This window comes from Rhizobium sp. WYCCWR 11152 (assembly GCF_013087615.1).
Lineage (GTDB): Bacteria > Pseudomonadota > Alphaproteobacteria > Rhizobiales > Rhizobiaceae > Rhizobium > Rhizobium indicum.
The window spans coordinates 837234-858788 of the sequence record NZ_JABFCP010000008.1; the positions used below are offsets into that span (position 1 = coordinate 837234).

General features: G+C 61.1%; 22 protein-coding genes and 1 tRNA gene. 4 read left to right on the top strand and 19 right to left on the bottom strand.

Features of this window, described 5'->3' with window-relative positions:
* Positions 1 to 15: 15 nt before the first annotated feature.
* The 5 genes from G9X67_RS13955 to G9X67_RS13975 form a co-directional block, all read right to left on the bottom strand.
* Positions 16 to 438: a nuclear transport factor 2 family protein gene (locus G9X67_RS13955; RefSeq protein ID WP_138329798.1), complete on the bottom strand. Its 423-nt coding sequence runs from the start codon at positions 436 to 438 to the stop codon at positions 16 to 18.
* 177 nt (positions 439 to 615) lie between these two features.
* A complete protein-coding gene (gene tig / locus G9X67_RS13960; RefSeq protein ID WP_138391107.1) occupies positions 616 to 2100 on the bottom strand; it encodes a trigger factor in 1485 nt (494 codons plus the stop codon).
* A gap of 200 nt (positions 2101 to 2300) precedes the next feature.
* Positions 2301 to 2385: transfer RNA gene (locus G9X67_RS13965), tRNA-Leu, on the bottom strand.
* A 153-nt stretch (positions 2386 to 2538) separates the two neighbouring features.
* A complete protein-coding gene (locus tag G9X67_RS13970; protein ID WP_171598894.1) occupies positions 2539 to 3129 on the bottom strand; it encodes a GDYXXLXY domain-containing protein in 591 nt (196 codons plus the stop codon).
* Complete coding sequence (locus G9X67_RS13975; protein WP_138329804.1) at positions 3126 to 4229, bottom strand: DUF2157 domain-containing protein; 1104 nt, start codon at positions 4227 to 4229, stop codon at positions 3126 to 3128. The genes G9X67_RS13970 and G9X67_RS13975 overlap by 4 nt, the downstream gene beginning before the upstream one ends.
* An 868-nt stretch (positions 4230 to 5097) precedes the next feature.
* Between G9X67_RS13975 and G9X67_RS13980 the strand changes: the two genes are divergently transcribed.
* From G9X67_RS13980 to trmFO, 3 genes are all read left to right on the top strand, one after another.
* Positions 5098 to 5244 (top strand): DUF1127 domain-containing protein, encoded by a 147-nt coding sequence (locus tag G9X67_RS13980; protein ID WP_003539019.1) that lies wholly within the window; start codon positions 5098 to 5100, stop codon positions 5242 to 5244.
* 294 nt (positions 5245 to 5538) lie between these two features.
* Positions 5539 to 5682 carry a DUF1127 domain-containing protein gene (locus tag G9X67_RS13985; protein WP_003539017.1) on the top strand — a complete coding sequence of 48 codons (144 nt, stop codon included), beginning with the start codon at positions 5539 to 5541 and terminating at the stop codon, positions 5680 to 5682.
* Between the two features lie 93 nt (positions 5683 to 5775).
* Positions 5776 to 7209, top strand: a complete 1434-nt coding sequence (gene trmFO / locus G9X67_RS13990; protein ID WP_138329806.1) for a methylenetetrahydrofolate--tRNA-(uracil(54)-C(5))-methyltransferase (FADH(2)-oxidizing) TrmFO — start codon at positions 5776 to 5778, stop codon at positions 7207 to 7209.
* Positions 7210 to 7312: 103 nt separating this feature from the next.
* On the opposite strand, the gene G9X67_RS13995 is transcribed toward trmFO, so the two are convergent.
* From G9X67_RS13995 to yajC, 5 genes are all read right to left on the bottom strand, one after another.
* Positions 7313 to 7780, bottom strand: a complete 468-nt coding sequence (locus tag G9X67_RS13995; RefSeq protein WP_065279733.1) for a hypothetical protein — start codon at positions 7778 to 7780, stop codon at positions 7313 to 7315.
* Positions 7781 to 7851: 71 nt separating this feature from the next.
* Entirely contained in the window at positions 7852 to 8709 is an 858-nt protein-coding gene (locus G9X67_RS14000; RefSeq protein ID WP_138329808.1) for a phytoene/squalene synthase family protein, read from the bottom strand.
* 2 nt (positions 8710 to 8711) lie between these two features.
* Positions 8712 to 9098, bottom strand: coding sequence for an Mth938-like domain-containing protein (locus G9X67_RS14005; protein ID WP_003539009.1), 387 nt, complete (start codon positions 9096 to 9098; stop codon positions 8712 to 8714).
* Positions 9099 to 9102: 4 nt separating this feature from the next.
* Positions 9103 to 11643 carry a protein translocase subunit SecDF gene (gene secDF / locus G9X67_RS14010; RefSeq protein WP_138329809.1) on the bottom strand — a complete coding sequence of 847 codons (2541 nt, stop codon included), beginning with the start codon at positions 11641 to 11643 and terminating at the stop codon, positions 9103 to 9105.
* Between the two features lie 45 nt (positions 11644 to 11688).
* The gene (gene yajC / locus G9X67_RS14015) at positions 11689 to 12036 is read right to left on the bottom strand and encodes a preprotein translocase subunit YajC (RefSeq protein WP_003539006.1); all 348 of its coding nucleotides are present in this window, start codon (positions 12034 to 12036) and stop codon (positions 11689 to 11691) included.
* A gap of 310 nt (positions 12037 to 12346) precedes the next feature.
* Between yajC and G9X67_RS14020 the strand changes: the two genes are divergently transcribed.
* Positions 12347 to 13219 carry an ATP-binding protein gene (locus G9X67_RS14020; RefSeq protein WP_171598895.1) on the top strand — a complete coding sequence of 291 codons (873 nt, stop codon included), beginning with the start codon at positions 12347 to 12349 and terminating at the stop codon, positions 13217 to 13219.
* A 149-nt stretch (positions 13220 to 13368) separates the two neighbouring features.
* On the opposite strand, the gene G9X67_RS14025 is transcribed toward G9X67_RS14020, so the two are convergent.
* The 9 genes from G9X67_RS14025 to G9X67_RS14065 form a co-directional block, all read right to left on the bottom strand.
* On the bottom strand, positions 13369 to 14970 hold the full coding sequence (locus G9X67_RS14025; protein ID WP_171598896.1) for a M23 family metallopeptidase: 1602 nt from the start codon (positions 14968 to 14970) through the stop codon (positions 13369 to 13371).
* A 241-nt stretch (positions 14971 to 15211) separates the two neighbouring features.
* Entirely contained in the window at positions 15212 to 15865 is a 654-nt protein-coding gene (locus G9X67_RS14030; RefSeq protein WP_011651660.1) for a protein-L-isoaspartate(D-aspartate) O-methyltransferase, read from the bottom strand.
* Positions 15862 to 16635 (bottom strand): 5'/3'-nucleotidase SurE, encoded by a 774-nt coding sequence (gene surE, locus G9X67_RS14035; RefSeq protein ID WP_017991200.1) that lies wholly within the window; start codon positions 16633 to 16635, stop codon positions 15862 to 15864. The genes G9X67_RS14030 and surE overlap by 4 nt, the downstream gene beginning before the upstream one ends.
* Positions 16636 to 16639: 4 nt before the next feature.
* On the bottom strand, positions 16640 to 17923 hold the full coding sequence (gene serS / locus G9X67_RS14040) for a serine--tRNA ligase (protein WP_138329815.1): 1284 nt from the start codon (positions 17921 to 17923) through the stop codon (positions 16640 to 16642).
* A 200-nt stretch (positions 17924 to 18123) separates the two neighbouring features.
* Positions 18124 to 18951 carry a twin-arginine translocase subunit TatC gene (gene tatC, locus G9X67_RS14045; RefSeq protein WP_129420703.1) on the bottom strand — a complete coding sequence of 276 codons (828 nt, stop codon included), beginning with the start codon at positions 18949 to 18951 and terminating at the stop codon, positions 18124 to 18126.
* Entirely contained in the window at positions 18948 to 19559 is a 612-nt protein-coding gene (gene tatB, locus G9X67_RS14050; protein ID WP_171598897.1) for a Sec-independent protein translocase protein TatB, read from the bottom strand. The genes tatC and tatB overlap by 4 nt, the downstream gene beginning before the upstream one ends.
* A 51-nt stretch (positions 19560 to 19610) precedes the next feature.
* Positions 19611 to 19802 (bottom strand): twin-arginine translocase TatA/TatE family subunit, encoded by a 192-nt coding sequence (locus G9X67_RS14055; protein WP_017960199.1) that lies wholly within the window; start codon positions 19800 to 19802, stop codon positions 19611 to 19613.
* A 182-nt stretch (positions 19803 to 19984) separates the two neighbouring features.
* Positions 19985 to 20701 (bottom strand): SMC-Scp complex subunit ScpB, encoded by a 717-nt coding sequence (gene scpB / locus G9X67_RS14060; RefSeq protein ID WP_003538964.1) that lies wholly within the window; start codon positions 20699 to 20701, stop codon positions 19985 to 19987.
* Positions 20698 to 21555, bottom strand: coding sequence for a ScpA family protein (locus G9X67_RS14065; protein ID WP_020049690.1), 858 nt, complete (start codon positions 21553 to 21555; stop codon positions 20698 to 20700). Before G9X67_RS14065 ends, scpB begins: the two co-directional genes overlap by 4 nt.

Here is a 21555-nt window from a genome sequence, read left to right on the forward strand (position 1 = left end):
GACTTTGGTGGCCGTTTAAGCGACTTGGATCATCTTGGTCGTCTCGGCCACTTGCAGTGTGTCGACGAATTCGACGATCTTGACCGGTTTCCCATCTCGGAAATGGATCTTGTCGACGAATTCCGTATGGAAGCTCACGCCCGATGGGATGTGCCTGACCTCGCCTTCGCGGTGGGCAAAGACCATATGCTCATCCTCGTCCACATAGATGCCGGCTGTCCTGATATTCGATAGATCCCACACTGTGATAAGCTGGGTTATCGCCTGGCGAAAAGAATCCCCGCTTGATTCAGTCGAAAAAGGCGCCAGCCGGGTATTGCCGACCATGCGAAAGGTGCAATGCTCACCGATCAGCGCCAGCGTAGCTTCGACATCGCCACGGTCACGCACAGCATAGATTTCCTCCACGAGCTTCTTCATGTCGTGCTTTGCGGTCATTTTCAGGTCCCTCCACCATCAGCGAAATCTGCATCTAATTATACTTTAATGCAACTCTTTGTTGTTCCGGATAAATAAACACAATGGAGTAGGCGTTCGAGAATAAACTGACCTGACAAATAGAAAAAGGCCCCGCACGATGGCGAGGCCCTTCCAAACTTCAGAACCGAAAAGCGATTATTCGGCGCTTTCGTCAGCCGCCTTCTTCTTCGGAGCAGCCTTCTTCTTCGGTGCGGCTTCTTCGCCTTCACCGGCGTCAGTTGCTTCGGCCTTGGCGGCAGCCTTCTTCTTCGGTGCTGCCTTCTTGGTTTCGGCCTTCGCTTCGCCTTCTTCCTCGGCGAGCAGCTCTTCCTTGGTCACCTTCTTGTCGGTGACGTCGATTTCGGTCAGCAGGTGATCGATGACCTTCTCTTCGAAGATCGGCGCGCGGATCGAAGCGGCGGCACCCGGCTGGCTGCGGAAGAATTCGAGGATCTGCTTTTCCTGGCCCGGATACTGGCGCAGCTGATCGTAGATGGCGCGCTGCATCTCGTCTTCGCTGACTTCGACGCCGGCCTTTTCGCCGATTTCGGAGAGAACGAGACCGAGGCGAACGCGGCGCTCAGCGAGCGTCTTGTATTCCTCGCGAGCCTTCTCCTCGGTCGTGTCTTCATCCTCGAAGGTCTTGCCGGACTGGGCGAGGTCGTTGTTCACCTGGCTCCAGATGCCGTTATATTCGGCGTCGACGAGCGAGTTCGGGGTCTCGAACTTGTACATCTCGTCAAGCTGGTCGAGGATCTGACGCTTCAGCTTCTGGCGGGTCAGCGAGCCGTACTGCGATTCGATCTGGCCACGGACGATTTCCTTCAGACGGTCGGCCGATTCGATGCCGAGCTTGGAGGCGAGTTCGTCGTTGATCTCGACATCGGCAGGTGCGGCGACTTCCTTGACTGACACGTCGAAGGTCGCTTCCTTGCCGGCGAGGTTCTTGGCCGGGTAGTCGGCCGGGAACGTCACGGTGATGGTCTTCTCGGCGCCGGCCTTGACGCCGACGAGCTGGTCTTCGAAGCCCGGAATGAAGCGGCCGGAGCCGAGCACAAGTTCGGCGCCCTGGTCGGTGCCGCCCTCGAAGGCTTCACCGTCGACCTTGCCGACGTAATCCATGGTGATGCGGTCGCCATTGGCGGCCTTGCCGGTCTTGGTTTCGTAAGCGCGGGCGCTTTCGGCGACCTTCAGGACCTGCTCGTTGACTTCGTCGTCCGAGATGTCGATGACTTCGCGCGTGACCTTGATGCCCTTGACTGACTTCAGTTCGATCGGCGGCAGCACTTCATAGGAGAGCGTGAATTCGAAATCCTGCTCGGCTGCGAGGATCTTGTCGGCTTCGTCCTTGTCTTCCGTCATGGCGATTTCCGGCTGCGTGGCCGACTTCTCGCCGCGGCTGGACAGGATGGCTGCCGGCTGCTCGCGGACGATCTCGTTGACGAGGTCGGCCATGATCGACTTGCCGTAGACCTTCTTCAGGTGAGCAGCGGGTACCTTGCCCGGACGGAAGCCGTTGATGCGAACTTTGTCCTTCACATCGGCAAGACGCTCATTCATCTTGTCTTGCATGTCCTTGGCCGGGATAACGACCTTGATTTCGCGCTTCAGCCCTTCAGCGAGCGTTTCGATAACCTGCATGTCTTCCTACCTTCATTTCGTGGCGGCCGTGCCCAGACGCCGTTCGTTTCGATGAGCACGACGCCGGCGATCCTGCCGCGCGTGGCTTTTCCCAATTCCATATCATTCCGCCCAAAGCGGAATGGCACTCGCGGGCTATTCGGGACAACTCTCAATTGTTCTGGAACAACCGATTCTTAGTCTCCCGCCTGCAAACAGCTTGGTGCGGGTAGAGAGACTTGAACTCCCACGCCTTGCGGCACCAGAACCTAAATCTGGCGTGTCTACCAATTTCACCATACCCGCGTTCACAAAACCGCATGCCTATGCCTGCGCATGAGGCCTTCCGGAGCGCGGCGTCTCTATATCACCCGATTTGGTCGAGGCAAAGGAAAAATGAACGGCAAATGACAGGGGATTTGCAGCCCCGGAACCGCCCTGCCCCGAAGTGTGACCGGATCAGTAGAGCGGCTCGTCGTAAACCGGCTTGCCGTCAACGAGAAGGCTGCGAATCTGTGCGCTTCCATCAGGGGAAACACGCACTGCGATGGCGACGTTGCCGTCATTGCGGGCCTCCTCGATCGGCTTGCCCTCGCCTTCAGGAACGTAGTAGCGCTCGATGCCGTATTCGACACGCATGCTGTCGCCGGCGGCAAGTCCGCCACTATAAAACGGCTGGCTGCGCAGGATCACGGTCTCCGGCTGCGGAGACAGTTCGTGAAAGGACGATTCGGTCACCGTCCAGAAACCGTCCTCCTGCTTCTTCAACCGGACCCATAACACCCGTTCGCCGGCCTCGGCCGGAATGCCGCCGGAAACCGTCTGCACCGGCACCGAGGAAATGTCGTAGTTCAAGACGACATAGTCGCCACGCAGGAAATCGCGCGGATCGACGGGCGCCGTCTTCAGCAGCACCTCGGCGCCATCGCTGAGGATCGACGCCCGGCTCTGGATGATCGTGCCGAGGATAAGGGTCTGCAGACCGGCGACGATGACGGCCGAAAGCAGATAGCCCTTGCCGGATTGCAGCTTTGCCATGAACGAGTTCATGCCCGCTCCCCCTGTGCATTCGCCGAAAAACGCCGCTCAAGACGGATGACCATCCAGGCGACCAGCGCGACCACGAGACCGGAGAAGAGGAAGAGGCTCGACGTGCCGAGGATCGAGCCGACGGTGACGGAGGCGAGATAGAGCATCTCCGCGGCAAAGGTCGCGTAGGCGAGATATCGCACCGCGCCATTATCCCTGCCACGCAGGACGATCGCCAGCACGGAAGCGGCAAGCGTCGCCACCCCGAGCACCACCAGCCCCCAGCCATCCTCGATCTCGATATGCAGCAGCAGGAAGCCGATTACGGCGACGAGGAAGCTGTAGAAGGCAGGAGCCGCACCGGCGGTTCTGACCAAGGAGGCAATAGGCCTGGGGGGCAAGGCCGTCAGGACGAAGGCCGCCATGCCGCCGATTGCAAAGGCAAGCGCCACGGCGATCTCCTCATAAAGAGTATAAAGCCAGGCAAGCCAGCCGATCAGCAGCAGGTAGGCCAGGTGGCGGGCCCGCTCGGCGCCGGTATACCGCACCAGCCCGATGACGATCACCGCCATGACCGGCGCCATCCAGGGATCGAGACCGATCCAATGCGTGTCGTTATTCTCAAGATAGACGGCGAAGGACGCCCAGGAGAGGAAGCCGGCGACGACGGTTACGGCGGCTGAACGGAATAGGATCGCCGAGACCGTCGCAATCGCGAACCACAGATACATCACCGTCTGCTCGTCGCCGGAGAGGTGATACATCTGCCCGACCAGCGAGATGGCGCCGCCGAAACTCATCGCGCCGATGACCAGCAAGCCGCCTGCGGCGGCTGTCGCACCGCGGGCAAGCATCCGGGCGGCGGCGATATGCACCACCCAGATCAGGGCAAGAATGCCCCCCACGCGCACCAGGCGCGGGATGGCCTCCCAGTTGGAGGCGACGACCAGCAGGATGGCAGCTGCAAGCAGCACCGCTGCCAGCGCCATCAGCACCCGGCCGAGGCTGAAGCTTGCCGGGCGGCTGTCATATTCGGCGAGAAGCGCTCCTGCTGTTTCCTGCCCGAGCAGGCCCTTGCCCACCCAGAGCGAGAGATCCCGCTCCAATCTGCCGCGATACATGCTCAACCCCTCAATTTCCGCAACGTCGACTGCGGCGCTGCAGCTCACGCCGTTATAGACGCAGCACGGGTGTTCGCAAACGCTCTTGCGACAAATATACAAGTTCCTCATTGGTCTAAATAGTATCGAGTGTTAACCGGCCGCTAACGTCATAAGCGCTAATATAAGCCTATGAACGGAGAGGTATGCAATTTTCGCATATCCCCCATGAATTTATTGCACTGCACAATACTCATTAGTCATACTATTGATCAATGCATCGAAGCACGGGGATGGCGCCCCGGCCCGGCATTAGCCGGACGCCCGCGGATGCCTTGTCCGTGACGAGATTCGCAGCTGCGCACTCCTCCTCCCAGCGCGCTGCGATAGACTGACAACACTCCTCCTCCCAGTTGTCAGTCACCATAACACGCCCGCCGGATCCTCCCCCGGCGGGCGTTTTTGTTTAGCCAAGGCTTCATTAAAGCCTTGGCAGTGAGAGGATTTTCGTCGCATGGCGCCGTCATGCCACATTGTCGTCACGCCGCCCCACCAACTCCGGGAAGGGGTGGGCGACGTCCAATCCGCAGCGGAACGCCTCTTTGCAGCGGACGCACAGGCGGAATCACCGGGGACGCAGCGTTTTCTGCTGGCACCCATTCGCCCCTCCAAATCGAACTGCTTTCCCAAAAGTCATTCTGCCTATTCGTTGATCAAAAAATGGTAAGTCTGCGTCAAACACCCTTTGAGCATTGCATGCCTCGCATAGGTGATCTGAAAACTTGTCTGTTTTAGTCTTTCGCGTCGCAACATATATTCCAGTCATCAAATAGAGGTCAGCGCCGATCGGTGGCTGCTGGCGGATGAAACCCTCGGAAAGGGGCTTAACATGAACTTCTCTCGCTCTTTCAATAACTGGCGCAAGTATCGTCAGACCGTCACGGAACTCGGCCGCATGACCAACCGCGAATTGCACGATCTCGGCATCGACCGTTCGGACATCCATCGCGTTGCCCGTGAGGCTTCTCACCGCTAATTCAGGCGATCCGCTGCTCCTCCCAAGCAGGATTGTTCTCGACTTAAACGCCCGCTGTACCCGCAGCGGGCGTTTTCTTTTGTCTGCATGGGGCTGTCGCGGCGGTTGCAGCTTTTTCCCACTTGTTAGCCCGCTCAAAAAATATCCTCTGCTTAATTGAAGAGCATCATAGTGCACAATTGCATGGCAGACGCCTTTTATTTGCACTGCACAACCGGACGGTTCTCGCCTATATAAACATCAACCGCAGAGAGACAGGCGATCCCGCCGTCCCGCGGACATAGGAAGAAGACAATGAACCCGATCCGCATTGCAAGAAGCTGGCTCAGCTACCGTCGTACGCTCAATGAACTCGGTGGCCTTTCGAACCAGACCCTGTCCGATATCGGCGTCAGCCGCTACGACATCCGGAATATCGCATCCCGCTCGTTCCGCTAATAGCGAGTACGATGCTTCCAAGACGGCGCCCAAGGGCGCCGTTTTTGATTCCAGGGTGTTGGATCGCACCTGCCGACATGATATCAGCCCGGAATGAACACGATCTCCTCCCATTCCCCTATCCACGTCGTCGGCGGCGGGCTTGCCGGTTCGGAAGCCGCCTGGCAAATTGCCAGTTCCGGCGTTCCGGTCATCCTGCATGAAATGCGCGGGGTGCGCGGCACGGATGCGCACAAGACCGACGGCCTCGCCGAACTCGTCTGCTCCAACTCCTTCCGGTCCGACGATGCGACCAGCAATGCCGTCGGCGTCATCCATGCCGAGATGCGTATGGCGGGCTCGCTGATCATGGCCGCTGCCGACCGGTGCCAGGTACCGGCCGGTGGTGCGCTCGCCGTCGATCGCGATGGCTTCTCCGAGGCGGTGACCAAAGCGGTCCATGACCACCCGCTTATCACCGTCGTGCGTGAAGAGGTCACCGGCCTGCCGCCAAAGGATTGGGATCTTGCCATCGTCGCCACCGGACCGTTGACGGCGCCGTCGCTTGCAAGCGCCATCCAGACGGAAACCGGCGAGGATTCGCTGGCCTTCTTCGACGCCATCGCGCCGATCGTCTATCGCGAGAGCATCGACATGGATATCTGCTGGTATCAGTCGCGCTACGACAAGGTCGGACCCGGCGGCACCGGCAAGGATTACATCAACTGCCCGATGGACGAGGCGCAGTACAATGCCTTCGTCGACGCGCTGATCGCGGGCGACACGGTCGGCTTCAAGGAATGGGAGGGCACGCCTTATTTCGACGGCTGCCTGCCGATCGAGGTGATGGCCGAACGCGGCCGCGAGACGCTGCGCCACGGACCGATGAAGCCGATGGGGCTGACGAACGCGCATAATCCGACGGTCAAGGCCTATGCCGTCGTGCAGCTGCGGCAGGACAATGCGCTCGGCACGCTCTACAATATGGTCGGCTTCCAGACGAAGCTGAAATATGGCGCGCAGGCGGATATCTTCCGAATGATCCCGGGTCTGGAAAATGCGGAATTTGCCCGTCTCGGCGGTCTGCACCGCAACACCTATATCAACTCCCCCACCCTGCTCGATCCGTCGTTGACGCTGAAATCGCGGCCCGGCCTGCGCTTTGCCGGCCAGATCACCGGCTGTGAGGGTTATGTGGAAAGCGCCAGCGTCGGGCTGATGGCCGGGCGTTTCGCCGCCGCCGAACGCAAGGGCGAGGCGATTTCGCTACCGCCGGCGACGACGGCGCTCGGCTCACTGCTCGGCCATATCACCGGCGGGCACCTCGTCACCGACGAGGAGCCGGGCAAACGATCGTTCCAGCCGATGAACATCAATTTCGGGCTGTTTCCGGAGCTCCAGCCGGGTTCGATCGTCAAGCCCGAAGGCGTCAAGCGCTTCCGCGGCAAGGACAAGACGATCATGAAGCGGCAGCTGATCGCACGGCGCGCGCTTGCCGACTGCGCGGCCTGGCTCGGTCAAGAATCGACGCTTGCCGAAAGCGCCTGACCGGCGTTTTCAAGCGCGTCGCATCGCGCATGCGACCGCTTGACGTCTTTGCTTTTGTGCATGTCGTCCTCCCAAACCGATGCACACTTTTGAGCGACATGCACTACTGCTTGTTCGCAGCCGAAATATTGCCGGGCGGCAGGTCCTTATCCGGCTCGGCGATATAATTGCCGAGCAGCCAGAGCGAAACCTCCGAGGCTTCCTTGGCGGAAGCGAATTCGAAATCGCCGTTGTGATGGGGTGCATCGAGGAAGTCGATCACCAGTCCCCTGCCCGTTTCAGAGCCGACGACGCGCACCCGACCCGGCTCGATCACGTGGCAGGAGAAATGGCGCGACATGTTGCGCATGAAGCCGGCCTTGTTGTCGTGCAGGCGCACAAAGACGGCCTGGCCGTTTTCCGTCGCCTGCAGCTGGCGGATCGCCTCGTTCGGAAAGGCACGGCCGAACTCGATGATGGCGAGGCCCGTGTCATGCAGGCCATCTTCCTTGTTCTGTGCGGCCATGCGCGTTGCCACGAAAGCAAAGAAAATGACGATCGCGAAAAGGACGCACCAGACGATAATGCCCACGCCGAGTCTCCGTTCAAAGGGTAGCGGTGGAAGCCATGTAACGCGCGAGGCTTGCGCGAATTTGACCGATATCAGATTTTTCGGCGTGCGGCAGCCAGCCCCATCCGCAGCTGGCGGCGCCACTGCGGCGGCTGCAGCGGCCGGTCGAGCAGCAAGGCGCCGCGTTTCTGCGCCCTGATGAGCACCGGTTCGGCAAGCGTAGCCGGCAGGAAGGCTGGAAAGACGGCCGGCGCAATCGGGCCCGCCGCCCTCGCCTTTGCCAGATGTTCGCGACCGAGGCCGGCGAAGGCCTCGATGGCGGCAGAGATGCGCGGCCTGTCTTCGCCGGCGAGGAAGGCATCGCGGTCGAGACCGGTGGCGGAAAGGATCTGCAGCGGAATATAGATCTGGCCGCGGCGGCGATGCAGCGGCATCAGCAGCAACAGCCCGGCGACCGCCTGGGCGACTCCGGCATGGCCGGCGGCGTCGGCCGAGCGTGCGGCTTCCTCCGGCGAAAGCACCAGGCTTGCGAGCTGAATCAGCGCCGATGCCGTTTCGCCGGCATAGCCTTCAAGCGAAAGACGTGTCTCCATCGGATCGTCATAGAGATCGAAGGTACGGGCCTCGATCATGTCGATCAGCGTCTTGCGCGGCAGGCGGTGCGTTTCGATGGCGATCAGAAGGGCTGCGGCGACGGGATTGGCCGCCGTCGAGCCGTGCGCGCTGCCTTCCAGAAGATCGTGCCAATATTGCAGCCGCACTTCACCGGGCAAGGGCTCGTGGACGAGATCGCGGATGCGGGCAAGCTCGGCATTGAAGGCGTAAAGAGCTGCGAGCGCGCCGCGCTTTTCCTCCGGCGACAGCAGACAGGCGAGATAGCGGTCGCGATCGCTGTCACGCAGCATCACCAGGCAGATGTCCTGGTTGGTCGCAATATGCGCTTCAGTCATCGTCAGACCGCAATCAACGCCGCGGCGACGGCACGTTGCTCGGCGAGCATGATATTGAAGGTGCGCACTGCAGCCCCCGTGCTCATAGGATCGGAGGAGATGCCGCGCGACTTCAGCGCCAGCCTCAATTCCTCGGGCAGACGGCGAAGCTCGGTTCCGGTACCGACGAGCAGAACCTCGATATCAGCGGCCTCATCCAGCACCCGGCGAAAATTTTCAGGCGACAGCGGTTTCGACATGTCCATGTCCCAGCCATGAATGCCGGAGGGCAGGCAAAGGATCGAGCCGCGATGCGACATGTCGGCAAAACGAAAGCCGCCATTGCCGTATGCATCGATCGGAGCGCGCCCGGGGAAATGTGCGGCGCGGATTTCTATGCCTTTTGCCATGTTTTCAAACCACCGTGCCGGATTTTACACCCGCATCCGTCTTGTTGCTCTCTTCCCCGTCGGGAGCCTCCGGCCGCAGCCGGAAGACGATCAAGACAGGAGCGGCGATATAGATCGAAGAGAAGGTGCCGAGAGCGACGCCGAAGAGCATCGCAAAGGTGAAGGAACGGATGACTTCACCGCCGAAGAGAAAGAGCGCCAGCAAGGCGATCAGCGTCGTCGCCGCGGTCAGAACGGTGCGCGACAGCGTCTGGTTGATCGAAGCATCGATCAGGATCGGCAGCGGCATCTTCTTGTATCGCTTCAGATTCTCGCGCATTCGGTCGTAGACCACGACCGTATCGTTCAGGGAATAACCGACGATGGTCAGCACGGCGGCGATGCTCGTCAGGTTGAACTCGATGCCGGTGAGGACGAAGAGACCGAGCATGATGATGACATCGTGCAGCGTGGCAATGATGGCGCCGACCGCGAATTGCCATTCGAAGCGGATCCAGATGTAGATGAGGATCGCCGCAAGTGCTGCAAGCACGCCGAGCGTCGCCATCATCGTCAATTCGCCCGAGATGGCGGGGCCGACGACCTCGACGCGGCGAAAATCATAATCTTCCTGGAGCTCGCCGCGCACCAGCGTCGCCGCCGACTGCTCGGCATTCTCGCCGCCGCCCTGGGATGCGATGCGGATCCGCGCGTTCGACGGGCCACCGGTGCGCTCGACACTGACATCGCCGAGATTGAGATCATTCAGACGCGAGCTGAGATCGGCGATGTCGGCATTGCCCTGCTTTGCCGTCACCTCGATGAGCGAGCCGCCGGTGAAATCAATGCCGAGATGCAGGCCGACGGTGGCAAAGGCGGCCATGGCGATCAGCGAGATGACCGCCGACGCCGTAAAGACATAACGGCGGATGCCCATGAAGCGGATATTGGCGTGTTCGAAAAGATGCGTCAGCACGCTCTTCGGCAGATGCCGGGGATGGCGCCTTCTCAACCAGACGGCAACGATCGAGCGCGTCAGCGTGAATGCCGTGAAAACGGTCGTCAGGATGCCGACCGCAAGCGTTACCGCGAAACCGCGGATGGATTCGCTGCCGAGGAAGAAGAGGATGATGGCGGCGATGAAGATCGTCACATTGGCGTCGACGATCGTTGCGAATGCGCGCGAGAAACCGCGACCGACGGCCTCCGCAAAGGAATGGGTGGTTTTTTCCTCTTCGCGGATTCGCTCATAGATCAGAACGTTCGAATCGACCGCCATGCCGACGATCAGCACGATACCGGCAATCCCTGGCAAGGTAAGCGTCGCGCCGATAAGGCTGAGCACCGCGACGATGAGGATCAGGTTGAGGAAGAGCGATGCGACGGCGATGATGCCGAGGATGCGATAGAGCGCGATCATCAGTGCCGCGACCAATACGACGGCGACGAGGCCGGCGACGAGGCCGTTGAAGATAGAATCGGCGCCGAATCTCGGGCTGACGCTGCGTTCCTCAACGCTGGTGAGCGTCGCCGGCAAGGCGCCGGCCCGTAGCATGATCGCAAGGTCGCGGACGCCATCCTCGGAGAAGTTTGCCGAAATCCGGCCCTCGCCGCCGGTGATCGCCGCATCGATGACCGGTGATGACATCACCTGGTCGTCAAAGACGATGGCAAGGTGCTTGCCGATATTCTGCCCTGTCGCCTGCGCCAGCCGCTGCGTGCCTTCGGCATCGAGACGGTAGGCGATCGAGGTATCCTGCGTCTGTTGATCGACGACAGGCTCGATATCGACCATGTTGCTGCCGGTGATGAAAGCCGTGCGGTCGACGAGATACGGTACCGGCGGATCGTCAAGCGAATAGAGCACCTGCGATGTCGTCGGCCAGCGGCCGTTCAGCGCCTCCTGCCCCGACATGCTTTCGTCGATCAGATGAAAGGAAAGCTTGGCCGGCTGGTTCAGGATATTCTTCAGCCGCTCCGCATCGATTGATCCCAGCACCTGCACGACGATGCGGTCGGCGCCATCGGGGCGAACGAGGAAATTATCATTGCCCAATCCGGCGATGCGGCGGCCAACGATATCGAGCGAGCGGGTCCGGGCGGAAGCGACGTCAGCGGTAATGCCGGCGTCGGAAATCTGCAGCGAGAGCTGCCCCTGGTCACCCTGCTGCAGGGCGACATCAGGTCCCGAATGTCCGCCAGCCGTCGTCAAAGGCTTCAGGAGATCGACCGCCGCCTGTGTCTGGGCCGCATCGGTGATGCGGACGGTGACGGTCTGGTCATTGCCGGTCAGTCCGGTATAGCGGATGCCGGCGCCGCGCAGCGCGTTGCGTACATTGGCGACCACCTCTTCCAGGCGGTCTCTGACGATATCGGAGCGCTCGACCTTCAGAACGATATGCGAGCCGCCCTGCAGGTCGAGACCAAGCACTACGCGGTCGTGCCGCAACCAGTCCGGCAGGGAGGATCGCTGCGCCTCGGTCAGCAGATTGGGCGCAGCGATGACGATGGCCGCAAACGCGGCCAGCCAAATCAGAAGTGTTTTCCAGCGGGAAAAATGCAACATTCTCTCGACGATCTTCCGATCCGGCGGTCCTGCCGTTATCGCTTGTTACGCCGCGTCGGCCTTGACCGGTTCACCCTTGACGCGAATTTCGGAGATGCCGCTGCGGACGATGCGCACGCGCACGCCGTCAGCGATCTCGACTTCGACTTCCTTTTCGTCGATCACCTTGGTGACCTTACCGACGAGGCCGCCACCGGTGACGACCTGGTCGCCGCGACGGATCGCCTTCAGGGTTTCCTCACGCTTTTTTGCCTGTGCGCGCTGCGGACGGATCAGCAGGAAGTACCAGACGACCATCAGCGGCACGAACAGGATGATCATTTCGAAACCGGAGCCGCCGAATCCCGTTGCGGTATCGGTCGCGCTCTGGGCGAATGCCGGGGTGATGAACATGCTAAACTCCTCAGGCTTGGGCGGCGGAACTCCGCCTCTCTTTTCAGGTTGCCGGACTATAGTTACGGCTTCGATGAATGCAACAGAAACAGCCGGAAACCGTACCGATTCCGCTGCCTCATAACCTTTCCGCCGCCAAAACGCCATGCTAAAGCGCGTCGCATCGAACTAGATCGATGCGACGCGCTTTAGCTCTTTTGTTTTCAAGCATGTCGTTATCCCGGAACCGCTCCACGCTTCCGGGCGACATGCATTAGCGGCATCGAAAGATCAAAGCGGATTGCCGCAGTGAGAAATCAGGAGGCCACCGATGACCGAGGAAATCAACACAGCCCTACTTGCCGAGCTGAAGCGGCTCGCAGACGCCGTCGAGCGTCTCGCCGGACCGGCACCCGCCCTCAACGACTGGGATGCTGCCGACTGTTTCGTCTGGGCGCCATTGCGCCAGCATCTGCAGCCGGTCAGGAGGCCGAACCGGGTGGCGTTGACGCTCATCCGCGGCGTCGATCACGTGCGCGACATCCTGCACGAGAATACGGTGCGTTTCGCCGAGGGTTATGCCGCCAACAATGTGCTGCTCTGGGGCGCGCGCGGCATGGGCAAATCCTCTCTGGTCAAGGCCGTGCACGAGGATGTCAGGCGCGAAAGCAGCGCCTCGCTGAAACTGGTCGAAGTCCATCGTGAAGATATCGCCAGCCTTCCCAATCTGCTCGACCTCCTGAAGGACACGCCGTACCGCGTGATCGTCTTCTGCGACGACCTCTCCTTCGATCACGACGATACCGCCTACAAGTCGCTGAAGGCGGCACTCGACGGCGGCATCGAAGGACGGCCGGACAATGTGCTCTTCTACGCCACCTCCAACCGGCGCCATCTCCTGCCGCGCCACATGATGGAAAACGAGCAGTCGACGGCGATCAATCCGTCGGAAGCGGTCGAGGAGAAGGTTTCGCTTTCCGACCGCTTCGGCCTCTGGCTCGGCTTCCACAAATGCAGCCAGGAGGATTATCTCGGCATGATCGACGGCTATGCCGATCACTTCAAGCTCGGGCTCGAACGCGACAACATGCATGCCGAAGCGCTGGAATGGGCAACGACGCGCGGCGCACGCTCCGGCCGCGTCGCCTGGCAGTATATTCAGGATCTGGCCGGGCGCATGCGGGTTCACATCGACCGGGACTAAACATCTAAAGCGCGTCGCGCCATCGGAATTCATGCGACGCGCTTATGCACGTCGTCCTCCCAAAACCGCCACCCACTTTTGGGCGTCATCCATCAAATGACAAAAGCCCGGCTGGCGGCCGGGCTTTTGCGTTTCCTGGTACGCTGTACCTATTCCAGGAAAGTCATCGGGTTGACCGGGGACGCATCCTTGCGCACCTCGAAATGGACCTGCGGCTGCTTGACGTCGCCGCTCATGCCGGAGACGGCGACGGTCTGGCCGCGCTGGATCTTCTGGCCGCGGGCGACGCTCAGCGTATCGGCGTTGCCGTAGACGGTGACGGTGCCGTCGTCGTGACGGACGAGAACCGTGTTGCCGAGTTCCTTCAGGCCGTTGCCGGCATAGATGACGACGCCGTTTTCGGCAGCCTTGATCGGCGTGCCCTGCGGTACCGAAATGTCGATGCCGTCATTGCGGTTGCCGTTGACGTTGGCGCCGTATGAAGCAATGACCTGGCCGCGCACCGGCCAGCGATATTTGCCGATGCCGGTCGATTCCGGCGCGGCGGAGCTGACGTCCGACTTCTTCTCCACATCGTCGACGGTCTGAGTCGCGGCCGGCGCCTTATAGGGCGCAGGCTGAACGGAAGCCGTCTGCTGGGCAACCGCCGGCTGGGTCGGCTTCGGATCGACCTTCTCGACCGGGATCGAGGCGGTCTTGATATTGTCGGCGGTGCCGTTCGGGATTTTCAGAGCCTGACCGATGCGGAGCGAGCTGGCCGAAAGATTGTTGGCAGCCTTGAGGTCGTCGACATTGCTACCGGTCGCCTTGGCAATCTTTGCCAGCGAATCGCCTTGCTTGACGACATAGGTGCCGGCAGGCGCCTTCGGATCCTTGCCAGCGCCGGCGGGAAGTTTGCCGGTGACATCGCCACTCGCCAGCGTCTTGTCGCGGGCAGAATTGGCGCCCGGAACGACAGCGACGTTCTGCTCAGGCGCCTTCGGCGCCGGCATTTTGCCGGGCTTGGAAAGGTCAGCCGCCTGCGATGCCGCCTTGGCGGCATTGCCGCCGTTGAAGGTCGGGATCAGGATCGCCTGGCCGGGCTGAGCGGCAGATGCCGTCTTCAGAGCATTGACGCGCAGGATTTCCTTTTCCGGTACGCCGAAACGCCTGGAGAGCGTGGCGATGCTTTCACCCGGACGCAGTGTCACCGACGGAGCGTTGGTCGCGGACCAGCCTGAAACCTTCGGCGTCGTGCCTGTCGTCAGCGTATCAGGCGTCACCTTCGGCGCAGCCGGCGCCACCAATCGGGGCTTTTCGGCCTGCGGCGCAGCTGGGAAAGGCTGGGCGAGCGCAACTTCCTTTTCCCGCTGCCGGGATGGTGCCGCCGCCGTCGGCGCGGCCAACTCTGAACGCTGCACCGAGACCGGCGCGGAAGCGAGACGTGCGCTCGAGCTCGACGTGCGGGTCGGATCGTAACCCTGGCGGGCGGGATAAGGCTGGTTCAGCGCGTCATTGCCGCCGCCGTAGCCCGACTGACTGGCAACGGCCGAGCTGCTAAGATCGGCGCGCGGCACCGGATCGCCCTGAGAACCGTTCACATTCCTGCGCGGAATGGAACTTGTGGTGATCTGGTCCTGCCCGGAGGAGGAAAACAAGCCGCCAAACCGTGTCACATCGGAACTGCAGCCCGTTGCGGCACTTGCCAGCAGGCTAACAACCAGAAGATTACCGGCCGACTTCCCGAACTTTGGCGAAAGACTGAAACGCATGACTCGACCCACTGAGAACGCAACCATTTGTGAGTCTATTAAAACGCGTTAGTATTACCACGCAGTTAAGATGCTGGAATCAGTGCGATTTTTTTGAGAAGTTGATAACCATAGCTTACGGGCGAAAAATCGCAGTGTGCTGAGCATGATGCCGAAAAGTCTTAGCGGTTCTCGGACGAGATCATGCGCGCTCTTTTCTGATGGCAAATCTCAGGGCTGTCCGGCCTGAAATCATCCACGTCTACAGCAGCGAGGCAAGACGCGGAACGATCGGCAGATAGGGCGCTTCGAACAGTTCCTCGCGTTCGAAACGGCTGCCGGTTTTCGTCAGCCGCACCATCCGACACTCGTTCTCGGAAATCATCAGCGGCGCGATCATCGAGCCGCCGGAAACGAGCTGGTCGGTATAAAAGCGCGGCATCGCGTTGAACGCCGCCGTCACCAGGATGCGGTCGAAGGTGCCCTCACCCTGCATGCCGGCGCTGCCGTCGGCCTGGCGGATGACGACGCTGCGCAGACCAAGCGATTCCATGCGCCGCTGCGCGGCTGATGTCAGCGTCTTGTAGCGATCGATGGACAGAACACGCTCGGCCAGGCGGCCCATCACGGCGGCGGTAAAGCCACTTCCCGTGCCGATCTCCAGGACGCGCTGGCCGGGCTTGAGCTTGAGGTGATGCAGGATGCGGACGGCAAAATCGATACCCTCGAGGAAGGAACCGCATTCGATCGGGATCGTCCGGCTCGAATAGGCGTCGTCGGCGAATTGCGGCGGCACGAACAACGAACGCTGCGTCTGCTCGACCGCCGTCAGCAGATCGAGGTCCGAGATGCCTTCGGCACGCAATCTGAGGACGAGCGCCGCAAAGCCCTCCTTCTCCGCCAGTCTTGCCGTCAAACTTGTGCTCCGTATCCCAAGGCCCGCGCCACGCGGTCCGTCACGGAATAATCGGTCAGATCCAGTTTCAAAGGCGTTACCGAAATCTTATTATGCTTCAGGGCGTGAATATCGGTGCCTTCGACGAAGGCGCCGGCGCGTTCGCCAAACTTCAGCCAGTAGTAAGGAAAGCCCCGGCCGTCGGAGCGGGCGTCGACCTGCAGATTGAAGGCGAGCTTGCCCTGCATGGTCACCTCGGCGCCGTCGACCTCGTCGGGACGGCAGTTCGGGAAGTTTAGATTGAGGAACGTGCCCTCCGGCAGGTCCAGGACCATCAGCTTTTCCAGAAGAGCCGGCGCATGCGTCTCGCAGACCTCCCAGGGCACGATGCGCGCACCGTCCTCATAGAGATAAGCCTGGCTCAGCGCGAAGGAGCGCACGCCCTGCATCGTGCCCTCGATGGCGCCCGCGATCGTGCCGGAATAGGTCACGTCGTCGGCGACGTTCGAGCCTGAATTGACGCCTGACAGGACGAGATCCGGCTTGATGTCCATCACCTGCCGGATGCCCATGATGACGCAATCGGTCGGCGTGCCGCGCAGGGCGAAATGCTTGTCGGAAATCTTGCGCAGCCGCAAAGGTTCGGAGAGGCTCAGCGAATGGGCCAGGCCGCTCTGGTCGGTCTCGGGCGCCACGATCCAGACATCGTCGGACAGCGTGCGCGCGATCCGCTCCAGCGCGGCAAGACCTTCGGCGTGAATGCCGTCGTCATTCGTAAGCAGGATGCGCATCGCCTCAGGCCGCCCGTTCGATCTTGGTCAATCCGCCCATATAAGGCAGCAAAACGTCCGGAATCGTGACCGAACCGTCCTCGTTCAGATAATTTTCAAGGACGGCGATCAGGCAGCGGCCGACCGCCGTGCCGGAACCGTTCAGCGTGTGGACGAACCTGTTGCTCTTGTCGTCCTTACCGCGGTAGCGCGCATTCATTCGCCGACCCTGAAAATCGCCGCAGACCGAGCAGGAAGAGATCTCACGGAAGGCATTCTGTCCCGGCAGCCAGACTTCGAGATCGTAAGTCTTGCGCGAGCCGAAGCCCATGTCGCCGGTGCAAAGCGTCATGGTGCGGAAATGCAGGCCGAGGCGCTTCAGCACTTCCTCGGCGCAGGCGGTCATGCGCTCATGCTCGGCAACGGCGCTCTCGGCATCGGTGATCGAGACGAGCTCGCATTTCCAGAACTGATGCTGGCGCAGCATGCCGCGCGTATCGCGGCCGGCGGATCCTGCTTCCGAGCGGAAGGACGGCGTCAGCGCGGTAAAGCGCAACGGCAGCTTATCCTGGTCGAGGATTTCCTCGCGCACCAGATTGGTCAGCGTCACTTCGGCCGTCGGGATCAACCAGCGTCCATCAGTCGTCCTGAAGAGATCCTCGGCGAATTTCGGCAGCTGGGCAGTACCATAGACGGCCTCGTCGCGCACCATCAGCGGCGAGCTGACTTCGGTATAGCCGTGCTCGCTGGTGTGGAGATCGATCATGAACTGGCCGAGCGCACGCTCGAGCCTGGCGAGCGGCCCGGTCAGAACCGTGAAGCGCGAGCCGGAGAGCTTGGCGGCGCGCTCGAAATCCATATAGCCGAGCGCTTCGCCGATTTCGAAGTGCTCCTTCGGTGCGTGGTTCCAGCGTGGCTTTTCGCCGACGGTGCGGGTGACGACATTGTCATGCTCGTCCTTGCCGACCGGGACGTCATCGAAGGGGATGTTCGGGATGCGCGAGAGCGCGTCGTTGAGTTCGGCCGTCAGCTGCCGGTCCTCTTCCTCGATCGCCGGCAGCAGGGTCTTGAGTTCAGAGACCTCCGCCTTCAGCTTCTCGGCCAGCTCGCTATTCTTCTGGGCCATCGCCGCGCCAATCTCCTTGGAGGCGAGGTTGCGGCGGGACAGCAGGTCCTGCGCCTTCTGCACGGCGGAGCGGCGCTTTTCATCGAGGGCAACGAGACTTTGGGCAAGAGGCTCGGCACCGCGCTTGGCGAGGGCGGCATCGAGCGCTTCGGGATTCTCACGGATCCATTTGATATCGAGCATCGTCGTTCCAGGTCGTTGCAACAGAGGTGGCCCGGCCAAAGCCTGATTGGGCCTCGACCGGATGTTACAGCGCCGCCCTGTCTTTTCAGACGCGCAAAGGACACCGCAACACTTTGAATTGCTGCCTAATTCCTTAAACCGTTTCGGATTTAGGGACTATGCAGTCGACGGCGTTCATGAAGGGATTTCCTGATCGCAGCTCAGACGCTGTCCGTCTTGGCAACGTCTGCGGATCCGGTTTCCTTTTCGACCGCCTGCCGGGCACGCTGGCGCTCCACGAGTCGCGCCGCATAGATGGAAATTTCGTAGAGAATGATCGTCGGTATCGCAAGGCCGATCTGGGACATCGGGTCCGGCGGCGTCAGCACGGCGGCGACGACGAAGGCGAGGACGATGGCAAATTTGCGCTTTTCGGCGAGCCATTGCGACGTCAGAAGACCGACACGGGCGAGCAACGTGGTGATGACAGGCAGCTGGAAAACGAGGCCGAAGGAGAAGACCAGCGTCATGATCAGGCTCAGATATTCCGAGACCTTCGGCATCAGCGAGATTGCTATCTCGTCATGACCGGGCGCCTGCTGCATCGACAGGAAGAACCACATGACCATCGGGGTGAAGAAGAAATAGACGAGCGCGCCGCCCATTAGGAACAGGACCGGCGAAGCGATCAGGAACGGCAGGAAAGCCTGACGCTCGTTCTTGTAGAGGCCGGGCGCCACGAACTTGTAGACCTGGGCGGCGATGATCGGGAAAGCGACCACAAGGCCGCCGAACATCGCCACCTTGACCTGCGTGAAGAAGAATTCCTGCGGCGCGGTGTAGATGAGTTGGGCCTTCTCGACGTCGAGATTAGCCCACTGGACCGCCGTCTTGTATGGGATGACCAGATAATTGAAGAGATTCTTGGCAAAAAAGAAGCATGCGATGAAGGCGACGAAAAACGCGCCGATCGACCACATCAGCCGCGTGCGCAGCTCCATCAGGTGCTCGATCAACGGCTGCGGCTTGTCTTCGATATCACCGCTCATGCCTCGTCCTTCTTTGTCTGCGCAGGATTCTTCGGCGTTGCAGGCTTCCTGACCGCCGTCGTGCGTTTCGGCTTTTCCACAGGCACGGCAACGGCGGCCGCAGCATCGACCTGGTCGGCAGGCTTGACGCGCGGCTTGCGCACAGCCTTCGGCCTGGCCGCAACCGTATCAGCTTGCACAATCGCTGCGGCGACCGGTTCCGACGGCGCAGGTGTCGCTACCAATGGCGGCGTTTCCGGCAAGCTCATCGACGGCGTCGGGGCTGCGACAGCATCGGGAGGCACCTCGGTCTTGTTTTCCGTGACCGTGGTCGCCTTCTGCAGGTCGGCCTTGATCTCGTTGCCCATCTGGCGGAGCGGGTTCATCGCCTCGCGCAGGCTGTTGACCGGGTTGAGCTTTTGGGCGTCGCTGATCGTCTGGCGGACATCGTCAAGCTCGGCTTCGCGCAACGCCTCATCGAACTGCGCACGGAAATCACCCGCAACCTTGCGGGCGCGCTGCGTCATCTTGCCGAAAGCGCGCAGCATCGGCGGCAAATCCTTGGGACCGACGACCACGATCAGTACGACCGCGATGACCAAAAGCTCGGTCCAGCCAATATCGAACATGCAAGGCTCCTGGACGGGAAGCGCGGGGGCTGCGCTTTTTCCCGGACTTGGTTACTTCGTTTCGTCGGCCTTGTGATCGACGGTCTTTGCCGTATCCGGCGCGTCTTCGTCCGTCATGCCCTTCTTGAAGCTCTTGATGCCCTTGGCAACGTCGCCCATCAGTTCCGGAATCTTGCCACGACCGAACAACAACAGCACGATGACCAGAACGATCAACCAGTGCCACATGCTAAAACCACCCATTACGCTAACTCCCTGTTTCTATGTTCCCACGATGTAAGGATTTCCGACACCGTTTCCAACATCACGCCCTTTGAACTGCGCTTAATGTCACGGTATCGCCCTTTATGACAAGCCATTGACCCGCCGAAAAGTGCTGGCTCCATTGTTTTCGCCATGCATGGCAAAAGCAAGACGCAAGCCCCTCAATCTTCAGAGGTGCCGCGTGGCGCCAGCAACCCCAGTTCCTCGAGGTCCATCTGGGTGATCGGGTCTTCGTCCTCGGTCAGTTCGTCGTTCATCAACGGCGAGGGAATATTGAAGTTTGCCGGAATGCGGCCCGACAGCAAGCCCGCTCCCTTCAACTCTTCGAGACCGGGCAGGTCACGCAGCTCTTCGAGACCGAAATGATCGAGGAAATCGCGTGTCGTGCCCAATGTCACCGGCCGGCCCGGCGTGCGCCGGCGACCACGGAACCGAACCCAGCCAGCTTCCATCAGCACGTCGAGCGTGCCGCGCGAGGTCTGGACGCCGCGGATATCCTCGATTTCGGCACGCGTCACCGGCTGGTGATAGGCGATGATCGCCAGCACTTCCAGTGCGGCGCGCGAAAGCTTCTTCACCTCATTGTCATCACGGCGGATGACGAAGGACAGGTCGGCGGCAGTGCGGAAGGCCCATGCTCCTTCGACCTGCACGAGATTGACGCCGCGCGGCGCATATTGCTCCTTCAGGCGCAGCATGATCGCATGCACGTCGGTCTTCTCAGGCAGGCGCTCGGCGAGGAAGCCTTCGGAGACCGGCTGCGAGGAGGCGAAGACCAGCGCCTCGGCGATGCGCTCGGCCTCGATCTCGGCCTGCAGGTCGCGGCTCCTGTCTTCGAAATTGCCTTCGAAATCCTCTTCGCCCTTCAGATCGATCAAGCCGGCCGCTCCTGTTCGACCACCTGCAGCGTGGCATGTTTCGGACCGCGGCGCATGTATATCGGCTGAAAGGCGCCGTCCTGGCGGATTTCGAGTTTGCCCTCGCGCACCAGCTCCAGCGAGGCGGCAAAGGCGCTGGCGATTGCCGTGACGCGTTCTTCGGGCGCTGCGAGATACCGCAGCAGATAATGCTCCATCGCCGTCCAGTCAGCGACCTCGCCGATCATCTGGGTCAGCAGCTCGCGGGCATCGGTCAGCGACCAGACGGTGCGCCGCTCAATCGTCACCTGGGTGACGGCATGGCGCTGGCGCAGCGCCGCATAGGCGGTCAGGAGATCGTAAAGGCTCGCCGCATAAGCGGATTGCTGGCGGTCGGGAATATGCTCGGGCGCGCCGCGCACGAAGATATCGCGGCCGAGGCGATTGCGGTTGACGAGGCCGTCTGCAGCCTGGCGCATGGCTTCGAGGCGTTTCAGGCGGAAGGCGAGCGTTGCCGCCAGTTCCTCGCCGGAAGGGCCGTCATCCTTGACCTGCTGGGGAATGAGCAGCTTCGACTTGAGATAGGCAAGCCAGGCTGCCATGACGAGGTAATCGGCGGCAAGCTCGATGCGGATACGCCGGGCGCTTTCGATGAACAGCAGATATTGCTCGGCGAGCGCCAGCACCGAAATGCGCGACAGATCGACCTTCTGGTTGCGGGCAAGATAGAGCAACAGGTCGAGCGGACCTTCGAAGCCGGCGACGTCGATCACCAGCGCCGGCTCGTGGCTGGCGCGCTCAGCTCCGTTATCCTGCCACAGCTTGTCCATCGGCGTTGCCGCCTGTGGACGTTCCGTGCCCTTGACCGTGTTCAC

What these genes read in the sequence shown, in the direction of transcription:
- G9X67_RS13955 (WP_138329798.1), bottom strand. Translation starts at nt 438, where the DNA reads ATGACCGCAAAGCACGACATGAAGAAGCTCGTGGAGGAAATCTATGCT.
- tig (WP_138391107.1), bottom strand. Translation starts at nt 2,100, where the DNA reads ATGCAGGTTATCGAAACGCTCGCTGAAGGGCTGAAGCGCGAAATCAAG.
- G9X67_RS13970 (WP_171598894.1), bottom strand. Translation starts at nt 3,129, where the DNA reads ATGAACTCGTTCATGGCAAAGCTGCAATCCGGCAAGGGCTATCTGCTT.
- G9X67_RS13975 (WP_138329804.1), bottom strand. Translation starts at nt 4,229, where the DNA reads ATGTATCGCGGCAGATTGGAGCGGGATCTCTCGCTCTGGGTGGGCAAG.
- G9X67_RS13980 (WP_003539019.1), top strand. Translation starts at nt 5,098, where the DNA reads ATGAACTTCTCTCGCTCTTTCAATAACTGGCGCAAGTATCGTCAGACC.
- G9X67_RS13985 (WP_003539017.1), top strand. Translation starts at nt 5,539, where the DNA reads ATGAACCCGATCCGCATTGCAAGAAGCTGGCTCAGCTACCGTCGTACG.
- trmFO (WP_138329806.1), top strand. Translation starts at nt 5,776, where the DNA reads ATGAACACGATCTCCTCCCATTCCCCTATCCACGTCGTCGGCGGCGGG.
- G9X67_RS14000 (WP_138329808.1), bottom strand. Translation starts at nt 8,709, where the DNA reads ATGACTGAAGCGCATATTGCGACCAACCAGGACATCTGCCTGGTGATG.
- G9X67_RS14005 (WP_003539009.1), bottom strand. Translation starts at nt 9,098, where the DNA reads ATGGCAAAAGGCATAGAAATCCGCGCCGCACATTTCCCCGGGCGCGCT.
- secDF (WP_138329809.1), bottom strand. Translation starts at nt 11,643, where the DNA reads ATGTTGCATTTTTCCCGCTGGAAAACACTTCTGATTTGGCTGGCCGCG.
- yajC (WP_003539006.1), bottom strand. Translation starts at nt 12,036, where the DNA reads ATGTTCATCACCCCGGCATTCGCCCAGAGCGCGACCGATACCGCAACG.
- G9X67_RS14020 (WP_171598895.1), top strand. Translation starts at nt 12,347, where the DNA reads ATGACCGAGGAAATCAACACAGCCCTACTTGCCGAGCTGAAGCGGCTC.
- G9X67_RS14025 (WP_171598896.1), bottom strand. Translation starts at nt 14,970, where the DNA reads ATGCGTTTCAGTCTTTCGCCAAAGTTCGGGAAGTCGGCCGGTAATCTT.
- surE (WP_017991200.1), bottom strand. Translation starts at nt 16,635, where the DNA reads ATGCGCATCCTGCTTACGAATGACGACGGCATTCACGCCGAAGGTCTT.
- serS (WP_138329815.1), bottom strand. Translation starts at nt 17,923, where the DNA reads ATGCTCGATATCAAATGGATCCGTGAGAATCCCGAAGCGCTCGATGCC.
- tatC (WP_129420703.1), bottom strand. Translation starts at nt 18,951, where the DNA reads ATGAGCGGTGATATCGAAGACAAGCCGCAGCCGTTGATCGAGCACCTG.
- tatB (WP_171598897.1), bottom strand. Translation starts at nt 19,559, where the DNA reads ATGTTCGATATTGGCTGGACCGAGCTTTTGGTCATCGCGGTCGTACTG.
- G9X67_RS14055 (WP_017960199.1), bottom strand. Translation starts at nt 19,802, where the DNA reads ATGGGTGGTTTTAGCATGTGGCACTGGTTGATCGTTCTGGTCATCGTG.